This is a genomic window from Halomonas sp. 328, from assembly GCF_015645095.1.
GTDB lineage: Bacteria > Pseudomonadota > Gammaproteobacteria > Pseudomonadales > Halomonadaceae > Bisbaumannia.
In genome coordinates this window covers 109556-131605 of the sequence record NZ_JADOTW010000005.1, presented here as the reverse complement: position 1 = coordinate 131605, position 22050 = coordinate 109556, and the positions used below count along the sequence as shown (strand labels likewise).

Here is a 22050-nt window from a genome sequence, read left to right as displayed (position 1 = left end):
GCCTTTCAACGTCCGCCACCACGCCACTAGACTGCACTCAACAATGACCATCGACGAGGAGGGGCCGATGCCCAAGGTGCTGGTGGTGGACGACGAGCCGAATATCGTCCTCTCTCTGGAGTTCCTGATGCAGCAGGCGGGCTTCGAGGTCACGACCGCCGAGGATGGCGAGGCCGCCCTGGCCCGGGTCACCGAGGATCCTCCCGACCTGGTACTGCTGGATATCAGCCTGCCCGACCTCAGCGGCTTCGAGGTCCTCGAACGGCTGCGCCAGATGCCTCAGGGGGCGTCACTTCCGATCATCATGCTCACCGCCCACGGTCGCGAAGTGGAGCGGGAGAAGGGGCTGGCCCTGGGGGCGGACGACTACATCACCAAGCCCTTCTCGACACAGGCCCTGGTCGAGAAGGTCAAGGGCCTGCTCGGCGAGGCGAGCTGATGGGGCTGCCCAAACGCCAGCGGCTGGTGGGTGCCTGGCTGCTGCTCAGCGGCCTGAGTTTCTTCGCCGGCCTGGTCATCGCCCTCTGGCTCGATGCCCGCTTCGCCCCCCAGGGTGGGGAGCGCCTGGCCCTGTGGGCGGCCAGCCTGGCCGGCGGTACCCTGCTGTTCGTCCTGGGCGCCCTGCTGGAGCAGCGTCTGCTGCGTCCATTGCGTCACCTCCAGGTACTGGTGGCCCGGCTGGCCGCCAATCCCGATGCCCGGGACGACTACCCCCCGGAGGGCTGGCTGGCCGGCCTGGCCCCGGACCTGAAGCGATTACGGGAAGGCTGGCGGGGCGACCGGGAGCGCCTGGCTACCGCCCACGCCGAGGGGGCCCGCAGCGCCGCACGCATTCGCCAGGAGCTGGAGGCCCTGCTGCAGCTGCTCGAGACGCCACTACTGCTCTGCGACCGCCACCATCGCGTCTTGCTCTTCAACCAGGCCGCCGAGACGCTGTTTGCCGATCACCCGGGGCTGGGCCTGGGCAAGCGGCTGGAGGGGCTACTGCCCCAGGCCAGCCTGCGCGATAGCCTGGCCCGGCTGCCCGATGATGGCACGCCCCGGGAGCTGCTGGTGCCTCTGGGCGAGCACTGGCTGCGCGCCATGCTGCGCCGAGTGCCCAGCCAGCATGAGGAGACCCTGATCACCCTGGAGGACGCCACCGCCGCCTGGCATAGCGAGCTGGGCCCCCGGGCCGGCCTCGCCGAGCTGCTGCCGCGGTTGCGCGGCCATGGCGCCAACCTGGGCAGCGCCGCCGAAGCCCTGGGCCAGTTGGAAGGCGAATCGAGCGAGCTGCGACAACGCCTGACCCGAGCCATCGACGAGGAGGGACAGGGCCTTGCCGAGGCCATCGAGCGCCTGGGAGAACTGACCGAGACCCTCCAGCAGCAAGGCGAGCGCCTGCTGCCCACCTGGTCCAATGACCTCTTCGAGGCGCTCAACGAGCGCCTCGCCGATCGCGGCCTCGCCGTCGCTCCCATCGGTATCCCCGCCTGGGTCAAGGCGGATGCCCCGGCGCTGCTGGGAGTGCTGGAGGCCCTGGTGACGGGCTTGGCCGAGGAGCTCGGTCAAGCCCGCCTGGAGGCGGAGGCCTGCCTGGGCAACAAGCGGGTCTACCTCGACCTGATCTGGGCCGGCGAGCCCCTGGGACAGGGACGGCTCGCCCAGTGGCAACGCCGGCGCCTGGACCACCTGCCCCTGACCCCGAGCCTGCAGAGCCTGCTGCGCCAGCATGCCAGCGAATTGTGGAGCCTGGCCGACGAGGACGGTCGCCACGCCCGGCTGCGCCTGCCCTTGCCGGCGGCGGAGCGGGTCGGCGCCCCCCGCCCCCGGGTCACCCCGCGCCCCGAGTTTCACGACTTCGGCATCGCCGAGCTGCCGCCCCCGGACGAGGCCCTGGCCGCCCGCCCGCTGTCCGCTCTGGAGGTGGTGGCCTTCGATACCGAGACCACCGGCCTGGCCCTGCGTCAGGGCGACAAGGTGATCAGCCTGGGGGCCTGCCGCATCGTCAACGGCCGGCTGCTGGCCGATGATACCTTCGATGTACGCATCGACCCGGAGCGCCCCATTCCCCCGGAGAGCACCGCCATTCACGGCCTGCGCGACCAGGACGTGGCCGGCGCCCCGCCGCTGGCCCAGGTGATGCCGCGTTTTCGCGATTACGTGGGCGATGCGGTGCTGCTGGCCCATAACGCCGCCTTCGATCTGCTGGCCCTGCAACCGACCGGGAGTCCCTGCCGGCTGACCATGCCGGTGCTCGACACCCTGCTGCTCTCCCGGGCCCTGGACCCGAGCCTGGATGGCCATGACCTGGACAGCCTGGCGGGACGCTACGACCTGGCCATTCCCCCCGAGGCACGCCATACGGCACTGGGCGATGCACGGCTGACCGCGGAGCTCTGGCTGCACCTGTTGCCACGCCTGGAGGCCCGCGGCATCCTGCGCCTGGATCAACTGCTGCGCCTGCAAAGCAGTGCCTTCGACAGGGAGGATGCCAGCGCATGACAGCCGCCCGATACCGAGAGCCCATGGACCGCCTGCTGCGCCTTCGACTTCAAAGCGATGCCTTCGACCGGGAGGATGCCAGCGCATGATCCCCCCTCGCCCCTTCTCCTCCCTGGGCCGGGGAGACGCCAATGCGTGAGCCCGATAAGCGTCCCCGCCATCAGGAGCGCCTGTTGGCCCTGCTGCTGCTGGCCCTGGCACTCTTCTCGCCGCCACTGGTGATCATCGCCGACCGCTCACTGCCCAGCGGGCTCTCCGCCCTGCCCCTCTATCTGCTGCTGGTGTGGGCCCTGGTGATCGGGCTCGCCGCCTGGCTGCTGGAAGGCACCCCCCGGGAGGGCGACAAGGAATGAGCCCGGGAATCGACAGGCGCCTGAATACCGGTAAGCGGCCTGGCCGCCTGCTCCTGCCTGGAAGGCGCGCCCCGGGAGGGCGACAGGGAATGAGCCACCGGATGCCAGCGGGAGTGGCCCATGCGTAACGAAGCCGTGATCCTCGGCGCCGCCTTCGGCTACCTGGCGCTGCTCTTCGTGATCGCCGCCTGGGGCGACCGACGCGCCAGCCAGGGGCGCTCGCTGATCGGCTCGCCCACCGTCTATGCCCTCTCCATCGCCGTCTACTGCACCGCCTGGACCTTCTACGGAAGCGTGGGACGGGTCACCACCCAGGGCGCCAGCTTCCTGCTGATCTACCTGGGGCCCACCCTGGCCATGCTCTCGGCACCCTTTATCCTGCGCAAGATGGTGCGCATCGCCGCGGATCAACGCCTCACCTCCATCGCCGACTTTATCAGCGCCCGCTATGGCAAGAGCCGCATGCTCGGTGCCCTGGTGGCACTGATCGCCCTGGTCGGGATCACGCCCTATATCGCCCTGCAGCTCAAGGCGATCACCCTGAGCCATGCGGTGCTGGTGAGCTACCCCAACCCCATCGAGTTGCAACTGGCCGAGGAACGCTTCTGGGTCGACAAGTCCTTCTGGGTGGCCCTGGTACTGGCGGTCTTTATCATCCTCTTCGGCACCCGCCACCTGGACGCCAGCGAACGCCACGAGGGCATGGTGGCGGCCATCGCCTTCGAGTCCCTGGTCAAGCTGGTCGCCTTCCTGGCGGTGGGGGTGTTCACCGTCTTCATGCTCTTCAACGGCCTGGGCGACCTCTTCGCCCAGGCCGGCGACGATCCCCGACTGCGCCAGGCCCTCGACCTCTCGGCGGTGGAGGGCGGCGCCCTGGGCTGGAGCGGCCTGCTGCTGCTCGCCTTCCTGGCCTTCCTGACCCTGCCCCGCCAGTTCCAGGTGCTGGTGGTGGAGAACGTCGACGAACGCCACCTGACCCGCGCCAGCTGGCTCTTCCCCCTCTACCTGCTGGCCATCAACCTCTTCGTGATTCCCATCGCCCTGGCCGGCATGCTGCTCATGGAGGGCGGCGATCCGGACAGCTTCGTGCTGACCCTGCCGCTTTCCGCCGGCCTCGAGGGGCTGCCGCTACTGGTCTTTATCGGCGGGCTCTCCGCCGCCACCGGCATGGTCATCGTCGAGACCATCGCCCTCTCCACCATGGTCAGCAACCAGTTGGTGATGCCCCTGCTGCTGCGCTCGCCGAGACTGGGCCTGGAGAGCCGCGGCGAGTTGCGCGGCTGGCTGCTGGGCATCCGCCGGGTCGCCATCGTGCTGATCCTGCTGCTCGGCTACCTCTACCACGCCCTGCTCGGCGACGCTTACAGCCTGGTGACCATCGGGCTGGTCTCCTTCGCCGCCGCCGCCCAGTTCGCCCCGGCCCTGCTGCTCGGCCTCTACTGGCGTGGCGCCAATCGCCGCGGGGCGATTATCGGCCTGTTGCTGGGCTTCGTCGCCTGGGCCTATACCTTACTGCTCCCCGGCTTCGCCCAGTCCGGCTGGCTGCCATCGAGCTTTATCGACCAGGGCCCATGGGGCCTCGCCTGGCTCCGCCCCTATGCCCTGCTCGGCCTGGAGGGCTGGGATATCTATACCCACTCGCTGTTCTGGAGCCTGGGACTCAACCTGGCCGCCCTGGTGGGGTTCTCCCTGTTCGGCCGTCAGAGCCGCCTGGAGCAGACCCAGGCGGCGCTCTTCACCGGGGCGCTGCGCCGCGACGCCATGCCCGCCAGCCTGTGGCAGGGCCAGACCAGTCGCGGCGAACTGCGCGACCTGCTGACCCGTTACCTGGGCGCCAAGGTGGCCACCCGAGTGCTGGAGGGGGGGCGCGACGACCAGCCGGCCCCGCCGGCACTGATCGCCCGCACCGAGCGGGCCCTGGCCGGGGCCCTCGGCAGCGCCTCGGCGCGGGTACTGATCAATTCGGTGGTGCGCGGCGAGGCCCTGGACCTGGAGGCGGTACTGAGGATCCTCGACACCACCTCCCAGACCCTGGAGTACAACCGTCGCCTCAAGCAGAAGTCCGAGGAGCTCGCGCGCATCGGCGAAGAGCTGCGTGCCGCCAATGAGCGGCTGCGCGAGCTCGACCGCCTCAAGGACGAATTCGTGGCCATGGTGAGCCACGAGCTGCGCACCCCGCTGACCTCGATTCGCGCCTTCGCCGAAATCCTCCGCGACGGCAAGGACCTCCCCGACGCCAAGCGCGAGCAGTTCCTCGAGGTGGTGGTTCAGGAGAGCCAGCGCCTCTCGCGGCTGATCGAAGAGATCCTCGACCTGGCCCGCCTGGAGAGCGGCCGCCTGACCCTCAATCCCCAGCGCCTCGACCTGGCGGTGCTGGCCCGCCACGGCCTGGCGGCGGTGGAGCGCCTGCAGGCGGAGCGCGGCGTGACCCTGGAGTCGGCCATCGAGGTGGAGGAGGCCTGGGTGGTGGGCGACCCGGACCGCCTGGCCCAGGTGATCATCAATTTGCTCGATAACGCCGGCAAGTTCGCCGATGACGACCGGCCGCGGGTGCGCCTCACCCTCAGCCGCCACAAGGCGCACTATCGCCTCGCCGTCGAGGACAATGGCCCCGGCATCGCCGAGGACGAGCGGGAGCGGGTCTTCGAGAAGTTTCACCAGATCAAGCAGCAGCAAGGGGGCAAGCGGCGCCATCGCCCCAAGGGCAGCGGCCTGGGCCTGCCCATCAGCCGCGGTATCGTCGCCCACCTGGGCGGCCGCCTCTGGGTCGAGCCCGCCCCCACCCTGGGCGGCGCCAGCCTGATCATGGAGCTACCCGCGGCCCCCGAAAGCGGCGAGGGCGAGGAAGGAACGGGGGAAGGCTGAGACCCGGCGCTCGCGGAGGTTACCCGGGGACCTCGCGTCGCCGCCCGCTCCGGGCGGCGGCCTTGGCCCGCTTGATCAGCTCGCGCACCTGACCCAGGTCATGGCGCAACAGCAGCCGCTCCGCCTCTTCCAGGCGCGCCATGTCGATCCAGCCATCCGCGGCTCGGCCCTGGGCCAGGCTCTCCCGCTGGGCCCGCAGCAGCAGCGCCTGGCAGCGCCCCAGGGCGGCCTGAAGCCCCTGGGCCTGGGCCGCCTCGAGCCCACCGCGCCCCACCAGCTCCGCCAGGCGATCCCGGGTGGCGACGCCACGACAACCATGGCACCAGGCCAGCAGGCGGGTGGCACTGACCAGGGGCAGCAGACCGCGGCGCTTGAGGTTGAAGGCCCGCTCATGAGGTGCCTCGTCATCCACCACCAGGCGCCCGAAGCGCTCCAGCAGCGGCGGCGCCTCATCCAGCAGCGCGGCCATCTCGTCGAGGAAAAGCCCCGACCGGGGCACCAGGCCGAGGGCCTTGTCGCGCAGTGACTCGGCCAGGCGCGCTTCGCCGTGGACCGGGAAGAAGTCGAGCAGGATGCTCGCCTGCTGCACTCGCTTGACCCGACGCTCGGCGGTCCAGATCTCCAGTTGCCGGCCCCACTCCTCCAGGCGCTTGCGCCACAAGGGCCAGCGCGCCATCACATGGCCCCGACAGAGCGGAATCCCCGCCCCGTCCAGGGCCTCGGTGAAGCGCTCCCCCACTTGCTGGAAATAGCCGTCGATCTCGGTATGGCGAGCGTCCGGGTAGGCATCGAGGATCATGGCATTGTCCTGATCCGGCCCCAGCAGGCTCTCGTGGCGAGCCCCGGACCCCAGGGTCAGCACGCAGAAGGCGACTGGCGGCGCGCCCCAGCCCTGGGCCCGCATCTCGATCAGGGCGTCGTCGATGGCACGGCGATAGAGCCAGTCGTTATGGTCGCTGAGCAGCTCGGCGATACGCGACGCCGGTAGCTCCAGACGTGCCAGGGCCTCCACCAGGCTGGGCTGCCAGGCCTTGGCCTCGGCCAGGCTCGGTTCCGGGCCCAGGGTGGTGAGCGCATCGCCGAGGGGGGCGAGCGGGGCCGGCCAGCCGGCGGGGTCGGGGAGCGACTCCCCGGCGAAGAGGGTCCGCCAGGGGGAAGGACGTTGCAGCAGGCGCATGGGCACTCCTCGTCGGGACTGCCCGCAGTGTAGCGCCTGGTGGCGTCCTTGCCTGTTGGGCCAAAGGCCAAGTCAGCGGGGCTCGAACATCGCCTCGCCGATATCATCGATGCAGTGGCCTGCGGCCTTGGCGGGGCGCAACGATCAACGGGGCTCGAACATCGCCTCGCCGATATCATCGATAAAGCGCTGCGCCTTGCTGATCATCAGCTGCTCGCAGGCTTCTCGGCCGGGGACCACATCGGAGCGCTCGAAGCGGTGTTCCTTGACCTCGCCGCCCTCCACCGGCAGGCGGATCCAGCCACTGACCCGATACTGGCCGCCCTGCTCCTGACAGTCGGGAGTGATTCGATAACCGCGATACTCGACCGGCTCCGCCTCGGGGGTGGCCTTGGCGCCACCTTGGCCGAAGAGGCCGGATAACAGTTTCTTGAGCATGGTCTTCTCCTTGTCGATGCCTTAAACGACAGCGACGCCGGCCGGGGCCGACGTCGCTGGAGCGTGGGACCGAGGGTTGCCTTAGTCCTGCTTGCGCCCCTTGCCGGCGGCAATTCGCAGGCGCAGGGCATTGAGCTTGATAAAGCCCTCGGCATCCTTCTGGTCGTAGGCGCCGGCATCGTCCTCGAAGGTGGCGATGGACTCATCGAACAGCGACTCGGCGGACTGACGCCCCACCACGGTGGCGCTGCCCTTGTAGAGTTTGATGCGCACCACGCCGGAGACGTTCTCCTGGGTGGCGTCGATGGCGGCCTGGAGCATCTTGCGCTCCGGGCTCCACCAGTAGCCGTTGTAGATCACCTTGGCGTACTTGGGCATCAGCTCGTCCTTGAGGTGGGCCGCCTCGCGGTCCAGGGTCAGGGACTCGATGGCGCGGTGCGCCTTGAGCATGATGGTGCCCCCCGGGGTCTCGTAGCAGCCGCGGGACTTCATGCCGACGTAGCGGTTCTCGACGATATCCAGGCGGCCGATGCCGTTGGCCCCCCCCAGCTTGTTGAGGGCCTCGAGCACCTCGTGGGGCTTCATGGCCTGGCCGTCGATGGCGACGATATCGCCTTTCTCGTAGGTCAGCTCGATATAGGTGGGCTGGTCCGGGGCGGCCTCCGGGGAGACGCTCCAGCGCCACATGTCTTCCTCGGCCTCGGCCCAGGGATCCTCGAGGATGCCGCCCTCGTAGGAGATATGCAGCAGGTTGGCGTCCATGGAGTAGGGGGATTTCTTCTTCTTGGAGGAGAAGTCCACCGGGATGCTGTGCTCGTCGCAGTAGGCCATCAGCTTCTCGCGGGAGTTGAGATCCCACTCCCGCCAGGGGGCGATCACCTTGACGCCGGGCTTGAGGGCGTAGGCGCCGAGTTCGAAGCGCACCTGGTCGTTGCCCTTGCCGGTGGCACCGTGGGAGATGGCGTCGGCGCCGGTCTCGTTGGCGATCTCGATCAGGCGCTTGGCGATCAGCGGACGGGCGATGGAGGTACCCAGCAGGTACTCACCCTCGTAGATGGTGTTGGCCCGGAACATCGGATAGACGTAGTCGCGCACGAACTCCTCGCGCAGGTCCTCGATGTAGATCTCCTTGACGCCCAGGGCCTGGGCCTTGGCGCGGGCCGGCTCGACCTCTTCCCCCTGACCGATATCGGCGGTGAAGGTCACCACTTCGCAGTTGTAGGTCTCCTGCAACCACTTGACGATAACGGACGTGTCCAGGCCGCCGGAGTAGGCGAGAACGACCTTCTTGACATCGGACATTCGGGGCTCCTTGGTGAATCGACTCATGCAAGACGCTGCGGCGGGGAAGCCTGCCACAGCCTGGGGTTTCGAGCGCCTCAGTATAGCGCCCTTGCACGGCGTCGAATACCGCCGCCTGGCGCCAGGCGGCGGCAAAGATGCTAGAATCCGCCGCACCCGGGCGGCCTGTCGCCAGGGATGACCATGAATCGGGTAAGGGAGAGGGGCATGAGCGAGGCAATCGCCCGCGAAATGATGGCGCAGCGCTTTCGGAGTTTTCTGCCGGTGGTGGTGGACATGGAGACCGGCGGCTTCAATGCCGAACGCGACGCCATCCTCGAGATCGCTGCCGTGACCCTGAGCATGGACCCCGAAGGCAACCTGATGCCGGATGCCACCTACGCCTTCCATGTGACCCCCTTCGAGGGCGCCAATGTGGAGCAGTCGGCCCTCGACTTCACCGGCATCAAGCTCGACGACCCCCTGCGCCAGCGGGTCGCCCTCGGCGAGGCGGAGGCCCTCGGGGAGATCTTTCGCCCGGTGCGCAAGGCGGTCAAGGCCAATGGCTGCACCCGCGCCATCCTGGTGGGCCACAACGCCGCCTTCGATCACGGCTTCCTGAATGCCGCCGTCAATCGCTGCGGCATCAAGCGCAACCCCTTCCATCCCTTCTCCAGCTTCGATACCGCCAGCCTCTCCGGGCTGGTCTATGGCCAGACGGTGCTGGCCCGCGCCTGCCGCGCCGCCGGCATCGCCTTCGACAACACCGAGGCCCACTCGGCCCGCTACGACACCGAGCGTACCGCCGAGCTGTTCTGCGCCATCGTCAATCGCTTCAAGGACCTGGGCGGCTGGAACCTGGCCCAGCGGGAGCAGGGGCTGGAAGAGGTCTAAACAAAGCTGGAAGCTGGAAGCTGGAAGCTGGAAGCTGGAAAGCAGCCTAATGTAAATCGCCCCCATGGCCAGGCCATGGGGGCGATTGTTCTTCCAGCTTATGGCTTAACGCTTCGGGCGATGCCCGGTCAGGCGTCGGACGAGGCCTGGTTGTGCTTGGCGGCGGTGGCCTTGATCAGCGTCTCCAGCTCACCGTTCTGATACATCTCGACGATGATATCGCAGCCGCCGACCAGCTCGCCGTCGACCCACAGCTGCGGGAAGGTGGGCCAGTTGGCGTACTTGGGCAGCTCGGCGCGGATATCCGGGTTGTCGAGGATATTGACGAAGGCGAAGCGCTCGCCGCAGGACATCAGCGCCTGGACCGCCTGGGCAGAGAAGCCGCACTGGGGCAACTGGGGAGACCCCTTCATGTAGATCAGGATAGGGTTCTCGCCGATCTGCTGCTTGATGTTGTCGATGGTGGTGCTCATGGGGATTCCTTCTCGACGGTGACTGTGAGCTTGGCGACCATTCTACTGATCCGCGGCGGCGAAAACAGCCCCGGGGCGACACCCACCCCGCCACGGCGCTCCCTTTCAGTTGGAATGACTGAGGGGCGCTGGGGGCAGGACAGAGCGGGGGTTTTTTGCCAGGGGTGAGGAGCATGCTCCGAACGGGCTGGCCAGGGATGGCCAGCACCGGTCCTGCAAGCGGAGCAGGATGCGAGAGCGCCGCAGGGCAAGAGTAGCGCCCAGGGAGGGGTTTACAGCGCCCCGCGACGGCCTGCCCCCAGGGTAGCCCCGGTCCGCCGAGCAGAAAGTGTACTTACCTGCGCTAGCCCTGCCCCCCACGCGTTGCGCCGCACCGCCCGGCTAGCTAGGATGGTCGTTTTACGCGGAGAGACACCATGGCGACACGCCATTTCCTGACCCTGCTGGATCTGAGCCCCGAGGAGCTCACCTACCTGATTCGTCGGGCCATCTCCATCAAGACCGGCCTCAAGACCCAGGGCCCCACCTACACGCCCTTCACCAACCGCACCCTGGCGATGATCTTCGAGAAGTCCTCGACCCGCACCCGGGTCTCCTTCGAGACCGCCATGGCGCAGTTCGGTGGCCATGCCCTCTTCCTCTCGCCCCGCGATACCCAACTGGGCCGCGGCGAGCCGATCGGCGACACCGCCCGGGTGCTCTCGGAAATGGTCGACGCGGTGATGATCCGCACCTTCTCCCACCAGGGCCTGGAGGCGTTCGCCGCCGCCAGCAGCGTGCCGGTGATCAACGCCCTGACCGACGACTACCACCCCTGCCAACTGCTCGCCGATGTGATGACCTGGACCGAGCTGCGCGGCAGCGTGCGCGGCAAGACCGCGGTGTGGATCGGTGACGGCAACAACATGTGTCACTCCTGGATCAACGCCGCCCGCCAGTTCGACTTCCAGCTGCGCATCTGCTGTCCCGAGGGTTACGAGCCACGCCAGGATATCCTCGCGGCCGCCGGTGACCGGGTCAGCCTGATCCGCGACCCTCGCCAGGCGGTGGCCGACGCCGACCTGGTGACCACCGATGTGTGGGCCTCCATGGGTCAGGAGGAGGAGCAGGCCAAGCGCGAGCGGGACTTCGCCGACCTCCAGGTCACCGAGGCACTGCTCGACCTGGCCAGGCCGGACGCCCTCTTCCTGCACTGCCTGCCCGCCCACCGTGGCGAGGAGATCAGCGAGACCCTGCTCGACGATCCCCGCGCCGTGGTCTGGCAGGAGGCCGGCAACCGCCTCCACGCCCAGAAGGCCCTGCTGGAGTTCCTGCTGCTGGGCAAGGTAGAAGGCTAAGCCACCCAGACACAAAAAAAGCGGCCGGCCCCATCCTGAGGGGGCCGGCCATTTTTTCGGGATCATCGACCGGAAACCAACGAAAAAGCCACCGCACGAGGCGGTGGCTTTTCTGAATTCGGTTGGTGGAGCCTAGCGGGATCGAACCGCTGACCTCAACACTGCCAGTGTTGCGCTCTCCCAGCTGAGCTAAGGCCCCACACATGAATGTCTGTAGCGTCATTCGGGCTGTCGCTGCTGGCGTCTCCCTCAGCGACGAGGCGAATATTACGCACCCGGATCGAAGGCGTCAACCCCTTTGATGACGTAAATCGCAACTCACTGATCTTCGGCACGCCACCCGCTAGATAGCGACCCTAAATGAAGCTAAGCTAGGTCACTCATGGACGAGGCGCCCTGCGCCCCGTGACCGAGACGATTCAACTGCCTATCGGGGTATCGCTTTGATCAGGGTCATTGTCGCAGATGATCATCACTTGGTGCGCACCAGCATCGCCCGGATGCTGGATGCCGAAGAGGGCATCACGGTGGTGGCGGAAGCCGCCGACGGCGAGGAGGCCATCGCCCAGGCACGCCAACATCGTCCCGATATCGTGCTGATGGATATTCGCATGCCGGGGATCGGTGGCCTGGAAGCCACCCGCAAGATCATCAAGGGCATGAGTGATATTCGGGTCCTGGTGCTCACCGCCTATCTCGAAGACGCCTTCGCCCAGCGCCTGCTGGACGCCGGCGCCAGCGGCTTCATCTCCAAGGGCACCGAACTGCCGGAAATGGTCAACGCCATCCGCAGCGTCTTCGCCGGCCAGCGCTATATCAGCCCGGAAATGGCCCAGCGGCTGGCGCTGTCGCGCATCAGCATCCAGGACAACCCCTTCGACCAGCTCTCGCAGCGCGAGCTGCAGGTGGCGATGATGATCGTCAACTGCCACAAGGTCAGCGACATCTCCGACCGCCTCTTCCTCAGCCCCAAGACCGTCAACACCTACCGTTACCGGATCTTCGAGAAGCTGGGCGTCCACTCCGACGTGGAACTGACCCACCTGGGCCTGCGCTACGGCCTGGTGGAGGGCTACCAGACCAACGATTGAGCGGCGAGCCATCGGGGGCGCCGCCACCCACCCGACTCTGTTATGCTGGCCCCAGACTGAGCGGCACGGCTTCCATGAGTTTCGATTCCAAGCACTTCCTCAAGACCATCGGCCAGGGCCCCGGCGTCTACCGCATGTACGATGACGCCGGCGAGACCCTCTACGTGGGCAAGGCCAAGCGCCTCCGGGCACGGCTGGCCAGCTACTTCCGCGGCACCCTCAACGCCAAGACCCAGGCCCTGGTGGCGCGAATCGCCGATATCCAGGTCACCCTGACCCATAGCGAAACCGAGGCGCTGCTGCTGGAGCAGACCCTGATCAAGGAGCTGCGCCCGCCCTATAACATCCTGCTGCGGGACGACAAGTCCTACCCCTTCGTCTTCGTCAGCGACCACCACCCCTACCCCGCCCTGGAGTACAAGCGTGCCCGACGGCGCCGCGACGATGGTCGCTATCTGGGTCCCTACCCCAGCAGCGGCGCGGTGCGCGAGAGCCTGTCACTGATGCAGAAGATCTTCCGCATCCGCAACTGCGAGGACAGCGTCTTCGCCCACCGCTCGCGCCCCTGCCTGCAGTACCAGATTCAGCGCTGCAGCGCGCCCTGCGTCGGGCTGATCGACGAGGCCGCCTACCGTCGCGACCTGGAGCATGCGGTACTCTGCCTCTCCGGCAAGAGCGACCAGGTGACCGACGAGCTGACCCGGGCCATGGAAGCGGCCAGCCAGGCGCTGGCCTTCGAGGAGGCGGCTCGACTGCGTGACCAGATCCAGCAGCTGCGCCGCCTCCAGGCGCGCCAGTATGTGGACACCGGCGGCGGAGACGCCGACCTCTTCGCCCTGGCAGAGCGCCCCGGCGGCCTCTGCGTGGCGGTACTCACGGTACGCCAGGGACGCATGCTGGGCGTCAATCACCATACCCCGAGCAACGGCCTCGACCTGGCCCCCGAGGCACTGCTCGGCGAGCTGGTCAGCCAGTACTACCTCGGCTCCGCCCGGGAAGTCCCCGAGGAGGTGATCACCGGTCTCGCCCTGCCGGACGCCGACCTGATCCAGGCCGCCCTGACCCAGCAGGCCGGACGCCGGGTACGCCTGACCCACCAGGTGCGCGGTCACCGCGCCCAATGGCTGGGGCTGGCCCAGACCAATGCCGAACAGCACCTGGCCACCCAGCTCGCCAACCAGACGCAGCTGGCGCGACGCTTCGAGGCCCTGCGCCAGGCCCTGCACCTGGAGACTCCCCCGACCCGCCTGGAGTGCTTCGATATCAGCCATAGCCAGGGGGAAGCCACCATCGCCTCCTGCGTGGCCTTCGGGCCCGAGGGGCCGCTGACCTCGGACTACCGACGCTTCGCCATCGAGGGCATTGCCCCGGGCGACGACTACGGGGCCATGCACCAGGCCCTGCGCCGGCGTTTCAAGCGCCTGGCCGCCGGGGAAGGCAAGCGCCCCGACCTGCTGGTGGTGGATGGCGGCAAGGGTCAGCTACGCATGGCCCGGGAAGTGCTGGAGGAGTATGGCCTGAGCGAGATTCGCCTGCTGGGGGTCGCCAAGGGCAGCACCCGCAAGGCGGGGCTCGAGACCCTCTTCCTGGAGGGCGCCAACACCCCCCTGGCCCTGGAGGCGGACTCCCCGGCCCTGCACCTGATCCAGCATATCCGCGACGAGTCGCACCGCTACGCCATCGCCGGCCACCGCGCCAAGCGCGACAAGGCGCGACGCACCTCGACCCTGCAGGAGGTGCCCGGCATCGGCCCCAAGCGCCGTCGGGAACTGTTACGCTTCTTCGGCGGCCTGCAGGGGGTTCGCCAGGCCAGTCGCGAAGAACTGGCCCGGGTCCCCGGCATCAGCGCCGGCCTCGCCGAGGCCATCTACCAGGCCCTGCATGGCTGAACCCCGGCGGCCCGACCCCCATCGCACCTATCAACGCCACGGCCGCATGGATGATCCCTCCGCCCGCGGGTAGAATGGCCCTTTCGACTCCTCAGGCAAGGACACGCGACTCGACGATGAATATCCCCAACCTCCTCACCCTGGCCCGCATCGCGTTTATCCCCCTGCTCGTGGTCATTTTCTACCTGCCCTATGGCTGGAGCCTGCCCCTGGCGGCGGCGCTCTTTGCCCTGGCCGCCATTACCGACTGGCTGGACGGCTACCTGGCCCGACGCTGGGATCAGGCCACGCCTTTCGGCGCCTTCCTCGACCCGGTGGCCGACAAGCTGATGGTGGCGGTGGCCCTGGCCCTGCTGATCGAACGCTACGAGAGCCTCTGGCTGACCCTGCCGGCCCTGGTGATCATCGGCCGCGAGATCGTCATCTCGGCGTTGCGCGAGTGGATGGCCGAAATGGGCAAGCGCGGCCTGGTCGCGGTCTCCTGGATCGGCAAGGTCAAGACCACCCTGCAGATGGTCGCCCTGTTGCTGCTGCTGGGTTTCGTCCCCGGCGCCCCGGTGGCCCAAGTGGGGGTGGCGACCCTCTATGCCGCCGCCGCCCTGACCCTCTGGTCCATGGCCCAGTACCTGAGCGCCGCCTGGCCGCATCTGCGCCGTTCGATGTAAGGGAAGTCGCAATAAACGTTTGACAGTCACGGAGTTATCCGTATAATTCGCTCTCGAGTCAGGCGGGAATAGCTCAGTGGTAGAGCATCGCCTTGCCAAGGCGAGGGTCGCGAGTTCGAATCTCGTTTCCCGCTCCAGGACTCTCTTGGCGTCAGGCATCAACGACGCAAGGAGAGGCGGACTCGAGAAGGTCGCGAGCCGGCACGCCGGTCCGATCGAATCTCGTTTCCCGCTCCAGATTCAGACTTGCCAAGGCAAGACTTTCTGAAATGGGCCCGACTCAGTGAGGCTGGATGGCAGAGTGGTCATGCAGCGGACTGCAACTCCGTGTACGCCGGTTCGATTCCGACTCCAGCCTCCATTTCTTGATTTCCCCTGCTCGAACCTCCCGCCCGGATGGCGAAATTGGTAGACGCAAGAGACTTAAAATCTCTCGGTGGCAACACCGTGCCGGTTCGAGCCCGGCTCCGGGCACCATCATCGATTCGATGAGCCACTCGCTCCGGGGCACTCCTCGATGACATCGTTTCGCCTGCGCGACCCCTACTTCACCTACCGCCATCGGCGCCCGATCCATGCCCTGCGCATCTGTGCCGCGGTGGCCATCACCTACCTGATCATCACCCTCTTGCCGATTCCGCATGGCAGCTGGGCCCTGGTCAGCACCGTCATGGTGATGGGCAACCTGCCGCATATCGGCGGCGTCCTGGACAAGGCCAAGCAACGCCTGCTGGGCACCGTCACCGGCGTCGGCTGGGGCGTCCTGGCGACCCTGGTGCCCGACCCGCCCCCCGGCCTGCTGCCCGCCTGGTTGCTGCTGGGCATCGCCCTGGCCACCTACGCCACCTTCGGCAAGCGCCACGCCTATGGCGGCCTGATGTTCTCCATCAGCCTGCTGCTGGTGGCCGGCGACGGTCACCAGGACCTGCACCTCGCCCTGTGGCGGGGCTTCGATGTGCTGCTGGGTTCCTGCGTGGGCCTGGCGGTGACCCTGCTCCTGCTGCCCCAGAAGGCCACCGATGTGCTGCGCTTCCTGCTCGCCGAGAACCTGGACACCATGGCCCGGCTCTACCATGCCCATACCAGCGCCACCTCGGCCTCCGGCCCGGATACCCGCGAGCTGCTCAAGGCCACCAGCGCCCTGCTGATCAAGCAGCGTGGCCTGGTGGACGCCATCCACAGCGAACGCCGCCTCAAGCGCCGCGAGCTGGATGGCCTGATCTCCCTGCAGCGACGCATGCTCTCCACCATCGAGCTACTGCTGGAGAGCCACTGGAATACCCGCTCCGGCCATGAGCGCATCGACGCCATGAGCGGACTCAGGGAGACCCAGCACACCCTGGCCCGAGTCCTGGGCAGCCTGGCCTACCAGGTCCGCACCGGCCACCCCATCCAGGTGGATACTGTCACCTTCGATCTCCAGCGCTACGCCGATCAGGCCCAGGGCGGCCGCACCGAGGACGGGCGGTTGCTCTTCAGTCCCAGCGGCTATCTATGGTTGAATCGCGAATTGGCGCGCCTGACCCAGGCCTTGGCCGAGGATCTCGGCCGACTGCGCCGCTTGCCCAGCCGGCGCCTGAGACGCCGCGCCGGGCGTCATACCCTGATCACCCCCGCCAAGGAGAAGCGCCGCCCATGAGCTCCCCCGCCGAACGCGTCCTGGTCATCGGCGGCGGCGTCGCCGGCCTCGCCCTGGCGCTGGATCTCGCCGATCACCGCCCGGTCACCCTGCTGCGCCCGGCCAGCGACGATGCCGGGGCCAGCCGCTGGGCCCAGGGCGGCATCGCTGCCGTGCTGGACCCCACCGACGATATCGAATCCCATGTGGCGGATACCCTGACGGCTGGCGCCGGGCTGTGCGATGCGTCGGCGGTGCGCTTTACCGTGGAACAGGGGCCGGCGGCCATCGCCTGGCTGCTCGAGCTCGGCGTGCCTTTTACGCCGGACCCTCGCCCCGAGGCCCCCTACCCCTACCACTTGACCCGCGAGGGTGGTCACGGCGCACGACGCATCATCCACGCCGAGGATGCTACCGGGCGAGCGGTGATCGACACCCTGGTCGCCCGGGTAGAGGCCCACCCCAACATCACCCGGCACCGGGCACTGACCGCCATCGGCCTGCTCGCCGACGCGAGTGGCGCCTGTCGCGGTGCCCACTGCCTGGATGCCCAGGGTGGCGACGTCATGCTGCTGGCCGGTGACACCGTACTCGCCAGTGGTGGCGCCAGCGGCCTCTATCGCCACACCACCAGCCCTCACCCCACGCGTGGCGAGGGCATGCTGATGGCCGCCGAGCTGGGCGCCCGACTGATGAACCTGGAATTCCAGCAGTTTCACCCCACCTGTCTCTATGATCCCCAGGGCGCGCCCTTCCTGATCAGCGAGGCGGTACGTGGCGAAGGCGGCATCCTGCGCAACCTCGCCGGCGAACGCTTTATGCCGGCCCTCGACCCGCGGGCCGAACTGGCCCCCCGGGATATCGTCGCTCGGGCCATCGATGCCCAGATTCAGCGCGAGGGCGGCGAGCATGTGTGGCTGGACATCAGCCACCTCCCGGCCCCGACGATCCGCCGCCTCTTCCCCACCATCCAGGCCCACTGCCTGGGCCGTGGCCTCGATATCACCCGGTCACCGATCCCGGTGGTACCCGCCGCCCACTACAGCTGTGGGGGCGTGGCCACCGATCTCGAGGGGGCGACCGAGGTGGCGCACCTGCATGCCATCGGCGAGGTAGCGGCCACCGGCCTGCATGGCGCCAACCGCATGGCCAGCAACTCCCTGCTGGAGTGCCTGGTGTTCGCCCGGGCCGCGGCCCGAACCCTGCGCCAGGCTGCCACGGACTGGCGACCGCCCCAGCCACCCGCCATCGCCACCGGGCCGGCGGCAGAGGCGGCCCGGCTCGAGTCGCTGCAAGCGGCGCTGGGAGACGTGATGAGCCGCCGCGTCGCCATCGTTCGTGACGACAACGGCCTGGCCGAGGCCGAGGCGCGCCTCGGCGACCTCCATGCACAGGTAGCGCCCCTCTGGCGCCAGCATCGCCCCACTCCGGCCCTGGCCAGCCTGTGGCACTCGCTGCGCCTGGCCCGCCTTACCGTGCGCCTGGCCCAGGCACGCCGGGAGTCCCGGGGACTGCACTTCAACCGGGACTGCCCGGACACTGCCGCCGAGGCCAGGCCCTCGATGATTCGCCTTGGCGAGCTCGCCGCGCCGCACACCTGACCTCAGGGGACGGCGCGCCGGGCGACCAGGTGTCGCCGCAAGCGGCGACGGGCATCGCTTCCGGCGCTATCCGGCCATACCCAGAACCGTCGACGACCCAAGCGCAGGCCAATCAGCCAGGGCCCCAGGTAATCACAGCTCAGCTCGATTCGCCGCCAGTCGCCCTGGGACTCGGCCCACTCCCATTCGCCGCCCTCGCCGATGGGCACGAAACGTAGCCGCCCGCCAGGGCGGCGCCGGGCCTGCCAATACAGCCCTGCCCCCAACGACAGCGCCGCCAGGGCGGTCATCCCCGGCGGCGCATGCAAGGCCAACAGCACGAGAGTGCCGCCACCGCTGAGCAGCGGCGGCAGCAGCGCCCACCTAGAGGGCGCGAAACTGATCGCGATCGCCGTGTTCGGCATGCTCGATGATCAAGCCAACGATGCGCCGCAGCGCCGGGGCCTCCGGAGGCTCGCGACGCATCAGCCAGACGAACAGGTCCTGATCCTCCTCTTCCAGCAGGGCCCGGTAGGCGGCACGATCATCGCCATCGAGCTCGCCATAGCGCTGCTCGAGGAAAGGCACCAACAGCAGATCCAGCTCCCACATGCCACGCCGGGAGTGCCAGTAGAGCCGCTTGCGTTCGACATCTTCTAGGGGGGTCGCTTCGCTCAAGGGAGAACCTCGGACAAGTCTTGGGAATGTTCCCGCATTATAACCGAGGCGGCGGCCGCGAGCCCAAACCTCGCCCCTGACCAGCCCCTTTTCGAGGGTCGTGTTGTAGTTCGTTGTTTTATCAAGATTTGCGCAGTATGCTGAGAACAAACAAGAGCCGCAGACACGGCATTGCCCTTGGAGAAACGCCGATGACCAAGTCCGAGTTGATCGAGCAGATCGCCATGCGACAGCCGGAGCTGTCGATCAAGGAAGTCGAGGCCGCCGTCAGGATCATTCTCGACGACATCACCAACACCCTGGCCGACGGGGGCCGTGTCGAGATTCGCGGCTTCGGCAGCTTCTCGCTGCACTACCGGGAACCCCGGGTCGGCCGCAACCCCAAGACCGGCGACCCGGTCGCCCTGGACGGCAAATTCGTGCCACACTTCAAACCCGGCAAGGAGCTGCGCGAGCAGGTCAATGCCAGCCGTGCCCTGGGGTACTGAGGGCGAAGGGCGCCCTGCGCCATGACGACAGACACGACTCGAAGGAAGCTCCATGCGTTGGTTAAAAGGCGTGATTTTGGCCATTATCCTGGTGGCAGTGCTATTGGTCGGCATCCTCTTCGCCGTCAACAATCAACAGGCCCTGCCCCTCAACCTGATCTGGATCGAGCTCCCCCCAGCCTCCCTTTCGGTGTGGCTGCTGGCCGCCCTGGTGTGTGGCGTACTGCTCGGCATGTTGGCCATGACCGGTGTCTATCTGCGCCTGCGCACCCTGCTGACTCGTGCTCAGCGGCACAATCAGCAGCAGCGCAAGGAGCTGGATCGGCTGCGCGTCCAGGAGCTCAAGGAACTACCCTGAATGGTGGATCTTCTGCTGCTGGCCCTGTTGTTGGCAGCGGTGGCCATCGGCTGGTGGCTGGGCCGACGCAGTGCCTCGGTTCGTGGCGAGGCCTCCTCCCAGGGGCGGCTGTCCCGGGACTACTTCGTGGGGCTCAACTATCTGCTCAACGAGGAGCCCGACCGAGCCATCGAGACCTTCGTCAATGCCCTGGAGGTCAACAGCGATACCATCGAGACCCATATCGCCCTGGGCAGCCTGTTCCGTGCCCGGGGTGAAGCCGATCGCTCGGTGAAGATCCACCAGAACCTGCTGGCCCGCCCCGCCCTCACCCCTGCCCAGGGGCAGCGCGTGCAACTGGAACTCTCCCGCGACTTCCTCAAGCTCGGCCTCCATGACCGCGCCGAGCGCCTCCTCCAGGGACTGATTCGCGAGGCCCAGGACGAGGAGTTGCGCCTGGCCGCCAAGCGCCTGCTGGTGGACCTGCTGGAGCGGGAGAAAGCGTGGCAGGCGGCCGTGGAGGTGGCGGTCCCCGAACTGATACGCCGCCAGGAGGGGCTGCGGCGAGCCGCCAGTCACTGGCTGTGTGAACTGGCCGAGCAGGAGCTGCAGGGCGCCAGCCCCGGGCCGGCTCGCAAGCACCTGCGTCAGGCGCTCGGCATCGACGCCCAGTGCGTTCGGGCCACCTGGCTGCTGGCCCGCCTCGAGCACGACACCGGTCACTATAAGGCCGAGGCGAAGCTACTCAAGCGCATTCCCGACCAGGACCTCGATTTTGCCCCCATCATCCTCGACCCCCTGGCAGAGGCGTATCGCCGCCTGGAGGACCCCCAGGGCTTCGAGCACTACCTGCAAGAACTGATCGCGCGCGCCCCCTTCACCAGCGCCCTGCTGGCCCTGGCGCAGAGTCATCAACAGCGGGAAGGCAATGCCGCCGCCGAGGCGTTTATTCGCGAGCAACTGGCGAGTGCCCCCAGCCTGCGCGCCCTGGACTACCTGATGGATCTCTATGCGCGCAATGCCGATGCCGAAGAGCGAGGCCGCATCGAACTGCTCAAGCAGCACACCGAGGCCCTGCTGGCCCGCCATCCCCGCTTTCGCTGCCGTCGTTGCGGCTTTGCCGGCGAACAGCTGCACTGGCAGTGCCCCAGTTGCCGTCAGTGGGGCACCACCAAACCGGTCACCGGCATCGAAGGGGAGTGACCAAAGAGAAGGCTCAGGCCCCGGCCAGCTCGGCCTCGATGGCCGCCAGGGCCGCCATGGGCTCATCGGCCTGGGTGACCGGCCGCCCCACCACCAGGTGGGTGCTACCCGCCGCCATGGCCTGGGCCGGCGTGAGGATACGCCGCTGATCCCCCGCTTCGGCGAAACTGGGACGAATCCCCGGCGTCACCTTGAGAAAGGCATCGCCGCATAGCTCGCGGAGCCGCGCCGACTCCTGAGCCGAGCAGACCACCCCGTGCATGCCGCTGTCCTGGGCCAGCTGCGCCAGGCGTTCCACCTGCTGGGCCGGCGAGACCGCCACGCCCACCTCGGCGAGATCCTCCGCCTCCATGCTGGTCAAGACGGTGACGGCGATCAGCTGGGTCGACAGAGCGTGGCGCTCGAGCCGCTCCCGAGCCGCCTCCATCATCCGCCGCCCCCCTCCGGCATGCACATTGACCATCCAGACGCCCTGCTCCGCCGCCGCCTGGACGGCGCCGGCCACGGTATTGGGAATATCGTGGAACTTGAGGTCGAGGAACACCTCGAAACCACGCCCATGCAGGGCCTCCAGCACATCGGGCCCGCTGCGGGTAAACAGCTCCTTGCCCACCTTGAGCCGGCAACGCGCCGGGTCGAGCCGGTCGGCCAGGCACAGGGCCGCGTCCAGGGACGGGAAATCCAGGGCAATGATCAGGGGGGAGTCGGTGGACATGGGGGCTGGCATCTCCTCGGCGCGTTGATAGGGCGCCTTAGTATACCAGTCGCGCCGGGGCGCGTCGGCCTGCACGCGCCGCCAATCGCCCACGGAGAAGATCGCTAAAGGCTGACAGCACGGAGAAGCTCAGGGGCTAGGGTTAATTTGTAACCCACCGGTTACACAAGAACTTCAAACCATTAGGGAGGATGGGTAATGAAAGCAACCCTCAAGGGGCTGGTATTCGCCCTGCTACTGGGCCTGGCCCCGCTGACCCTGGCCCAGGAGATGGCCCCCATCAATGTCAATCAGGCCGACGCCGAGATGCTCGCCGAATTGCCCGGCATCGGTGCCGCCAAGGCCCAGGCCATCATCGAGGACCGGGAGGCCAACGGCCCCTTCAGCGACCCCGACGACCTGACCCGGGTCAGCGGTATCGGCCCGGCTACCGTCGAAGCCATGCGCGATCAACTGGAGTTCTGAGCCGCTCCCGGGGGCACAG

At 67.8% G+C, this 22050-nt stretch carries 22 protein-coding genes and 4 tRNA genes; 18 read left to right on the top strand and 8 right to left on the bottom strand.

The genetic code is table 11. The features are described 5' to 3' along the window. The first annotated feature begins 67 nt into the window (after nucleotides 1-67). The 4 genes from IHD13_RS03790 (at nucleotide 68) to IHD13_RS03775 (ending at nucleotide 5702) form a co-directional block, all read left to right on the top strand. Nucleotides 68-439, top strand: a complete 372-nt coding sequence (locus IHD13_RS03790) for a response regulator transcription factor (RefSeq protein ID WP_195859702.1) — start codon at nucleotides 68-70, stop codon at nucleotides 437-439. After that, a complete protein-coding gene (locus IHD13_RS03785) occupies nucleotides 439-2484 on the top strand; it encodes a 3'-5' exonuclease (RefSeq protein WP_195859701.1) in 2046 nt (681 codons plus the stop codon). The genes IHD13_RS03790 and IHD13_RS03785 overlap by 1 nt, the downstream gene beginning before the upstream one ends. A gap of 131 nt (nucleotides 2485-2615) precedes the next feature. Then, a complete protein-coding gene (locus tag IHD13_RS03780; RefSeq protein ID WP_195859700.1) occupies nucleotides 2616-2837 on the top strand; it encodes a hypothetical protein in 222 nt (73 codons plus the stop codon). A gap of 120 nt (nucleotides 2838-2957) precedes the next feature. Then, nucleotides 2958-5702, top strand: a complete 2745-nt coding sequence (locus IHD13_RS03775) for a sensor histidine kinase (RefSeq protein WP_195859699.1) — start codon at nucleotides 2958-2960, stop codon at nucleotides 5700-5702. 19 nt (nucleotides 5703-5721) lie between these two features. On the opposite strand, the gene IHD13_RS03770 is transcribed toward IHD13_RS03775, so the two are convergent. The 3 genes from IHD13_RS03770 to IHD13_RS03760 form a co-directional block, all read right to left on the bottom strand. After that, the gene (locus IHD13_RS03770) at nucleotides 5722-6879 is read right to left on the bottom strand and encodes a DUF294 nucleotidyltransferase-like domain-containing protein (RefSeq protein WP_195859698.1); all 1158 of its coding nucleotides are present in this window, start codon (nucleotides 6877-6879) and stop codon (nucleotides 5722-5724) included. 144 nt (nucleotides 6880-7023) lie between these two features. Then, nucleotides 7024-7317 (bottom strand): HlyU family transcriptional regulator, encoded by a 294-nt coding sequence (locus IHD13_RS03765; RefSeq protein ID WP_195859697.1) that lies wholly within the window; start codon nucleotides 7315-7317, stop codon nucleotides 7024-7026. 81 nt (nucleotides 7318-7398) lie between these two features. After that, the gene (locus tag IHD13_RS03760) at nucleotides 7399-8619 is read right to left on the bottom strand and encodes an argininosuccinate synthase (protein ID WP_195859696.1); all 1221 of its coding nucleotides are present in this window, start codon (nucleotides 8617-8619) and stop codon (nucleotides 7399-7401) included. A 207-nt stretch (nucleotides 8620-8826) separates the two neighbouring features. Between IHD13_RS03760 and rnt the strand changes: the two genes are divergently transcribed. Beyond that, nucleotides 8827-9492 (top strand): ribonuclease T, encoded by a 666-nt coding sequence (gene rnt / locus IHD13_RS03755; protein ID WP_195859695.1) that lies wholly within the window; start codon nucleotides 8827-8829, stop codon nucleotides 9490-9492. 128 nt (nucleotides 9493-9620) lie between these two features. Here the strand turns inward: rnt and IHD13_RS03750 are convergent, their stop codons facing one another. Continuing rightward, nucleotides 9621-9965 (bottom strand): Grx4 family monothiol glutaredoxin, encoded by a 345-nt coding sequence (locus IHD13_RS03750; protein ID WP_195859694.1) that lies wholly within the window; start codon nucleotides 9963-9965, stop codon nucleotides 9621-9623. A gap of 416 nt (nucleotides 9966-10381) precedes the next feature. On the opposite strand from IHD13_RS03750, the gene argF reads away from it, so the two are divergent. After that, nucleotides 10382-11302 carry an ornithine carbamoyltransferase gene (gene argF, locus IHD13_RS03745; RefSeq protein WP_195859693.1) on the top strand — a complete coding sequence of 307 codons (921 nt, stop codon included), beginning with the start codon at nucleotides 10382-10384 and terminating at the stop codon, nucleotides 11300-11302. Between the two features lie 123 nt (nucleotides 11303-11425). Here argF and IHD13_RS03740 read toward each other — a convergent pair. Beyond that, nucleotides 11426-11501, bottom strand: a tRNA-Ala gene (locus IHD13_RS03740). Between the two features lie 244 nt (nucleotides 11502-11745). On the opposite strand from IHD13_RS03740, the gene uvrY reads away from it, so the two are divergent. From uvrY to nadB, 8 genes are all read left to right on the top strand, one after another. Beyond that, entirely contained in the window at nucleotides 11746-12393 is a 648-nt protein-coding gene (gene uvrY / locus IHD13_RS03735; RefSeq protein WP_195859692.1) for a UvrY/SirA/GacA family response regulator transcription factor, read from the top strand. A 74-nt stretch (nucleotides 12394-12467) separates the two neighbouring features. After that, complete coding sequence (gene uvrC, locus IHD13_RS03730) at nucleotides 12468-14282, top strand: excinuclease ABC subunit UvrC (protein ID WP_195859691.1); 1815 nt, start codon at nucleotides 12468-12470, stop codon at nucleotides 14280-14282. A 116-nt stretch (nucleotides 14283-14398) separates the two neighbouring features. After that, nucleotides 14399-14947, top strand: coding sequence for a CDP-diacylglycerol--glycerol-3-phosphate 3-phosphatidyltransferase (gene pgsA / locus IHD13_RS03725; RefSeq protein ID WP_195859690.1), 549 nt, complete (start codon nucleotides 14399-14401; stop codon nucleotides 14945-14947). Nucleotides 14948-15009: 62 nt separating this feature from the next. After that, nucleotides 15010-15084: transfer RNA gene (locus tag IHD13_RS03720), tRNA-Gly, on the top strand. 150 nt (nucleotides 15085-15234) lie between these two features. Then, nucleotides 15235-15308, top strand: a tRNA-Cys gene (locus tag IHD13_RS03715). A 29-nt stretch (nucleotides 15309-15337) separates the two neighbouring features. Next, nucleotides 15338-15424: transfer RNA gene (locus IHD13_RS03710), tRNA-Leu, on the top strand. A gap of 40 nt (nucleotides 15425-15464) precedes the next feature. Next, the gene (locus tag IHD13_RS03705; RefSeq protein ID WP_195859689.1) at nucleotides 15465-16586 is read left to right on the top strand and encodes an FUSC family protein; all 1122 of its coding nucleotides are present in this window, start codon (nucleotides 15465-15467) and stop codon (nucleotides 16584-16586) included. Further along, nucleotides 16583-18166 (top strand): L-aspartate oxidase, encoded by a 1584-nt coding sequence (gene nadB, locus IHD13_RS03700; RefSeq protein ID WP_195859688.1) that lies wholly within the window; start codon nucleotides 16583-16585, stop codon nucleotides 18164-18166. Before IHD13_RS03705 ends, nadB begins: the two co-directional genes overlap by 4 nt. A gap of 2 nt (nucleotides 18167-18168) precedes the next feature. Here nadB and IHD13_RS03695 read toward each other — a convergent pair whose 3' ends face one another. Then, the gene (locus IHD13_RS03695; protein ID WP_195859687.1) at nucleotides 18169-18570 is read right to left on the bottom strand and encodes a hypothetical protein; all 402 of its coding nucleotides are present in this window, start codon (nucleotides 18568-18570) and stop codon (nucleotides 18169-18171) included. Beyond that, nucleotides 18530-18823, bottom strand: coding sequence for an FAD assembly factor SdhE (locus IHD13_RS03690; protein ID WP_195859686.1), 294 nt, complete (start codon nucleotides 18821-18823; stop codon nucleotides 18530-18532). The genes IHD13_RS03695 and IHD13_RS03690 overlap by 41 nt, the downstream gene beginning before the upstream one ends. Before the next feature lie 191 nt (nucleotides 18824-19014). On the opposite strand from IHD13_RS03690, the gene IHD13_RS03685 reads away from it, so the two are divergent. Genes IHD13_RS03685 through lapB form a run of 3 tightly spaced genes read left to right on the top strand, consistent with a single transcriptional unit; the run spans nucleotide 19015 to nucleotide 20851 of the window. Further along, nucleotides 19015-19311, top strand: a complete 297-nt coding sequence (locus IHD13_RS03685) for an integration host factor subunit beta (protein ID WP_230086121.1) — start codon at nucleotides 19015-19017, stop codon at nucleotides 19309-19311. A 52-nt stretch (nucleotides 19312-19363) separates the two neighbouring features. Next, nucleotides 19364-19669: a LapA family protein gene (locus IHD13_RS03680; RefSeq protein ID WP_195859684.1), complete on the top strand. Its 306-nt coding sequence runs from the start codon at nucleotides 19364-19366 to the stop codon at nucleotides 19667-19669. Next, nucleotides 19670-20851 carry a lipopolysaccharide assembly protein LapB gene (gene lapB, locus IHD13_RS03675; RefSeq protein WP_195859683.1) on the top strand — a complete coding sequence of 394 codons (1182 nt, stop codon included), beginning with the start codon at nucleotides 19670-19672 and terminating at the stop codon, nucleotides 20849-20851. It abuts the gene before it with no gap. A gap of 13 nt (nucleotides 20852-20864) precedes the next feature. Here lapB and pyrF read toward each other — a convergent pair whose 3' ends face one another. Further along, a complete protein-coding gene (pyrF, locus tag IHD13_RS03670; RefSeq protein WP_195859682.1) occupies nucleotides 20865-21566 on the bottom strand; it encodes an orotidine-5'-phosphate decarboxylase in 702 nt (233 codons plus the stop codon). Between the two features lie 198 nt (nucleotides 21567-21764). Between pyrF and IHD13_RS03665 the strand changes: the two genes are divergently transcribed. After that, complete coding sequence (locus IHD13_RS03665; protein WP_195859681.1) at nucleotides 21765-22031, top strand: ComEA family DNA-binding protein; 267 nt, start codon at nucleotides 21765-21767, stop codon at nucleotides 22029-22031. Nucleotides 22032-22050: the final 19 nt, after the last annotated feature.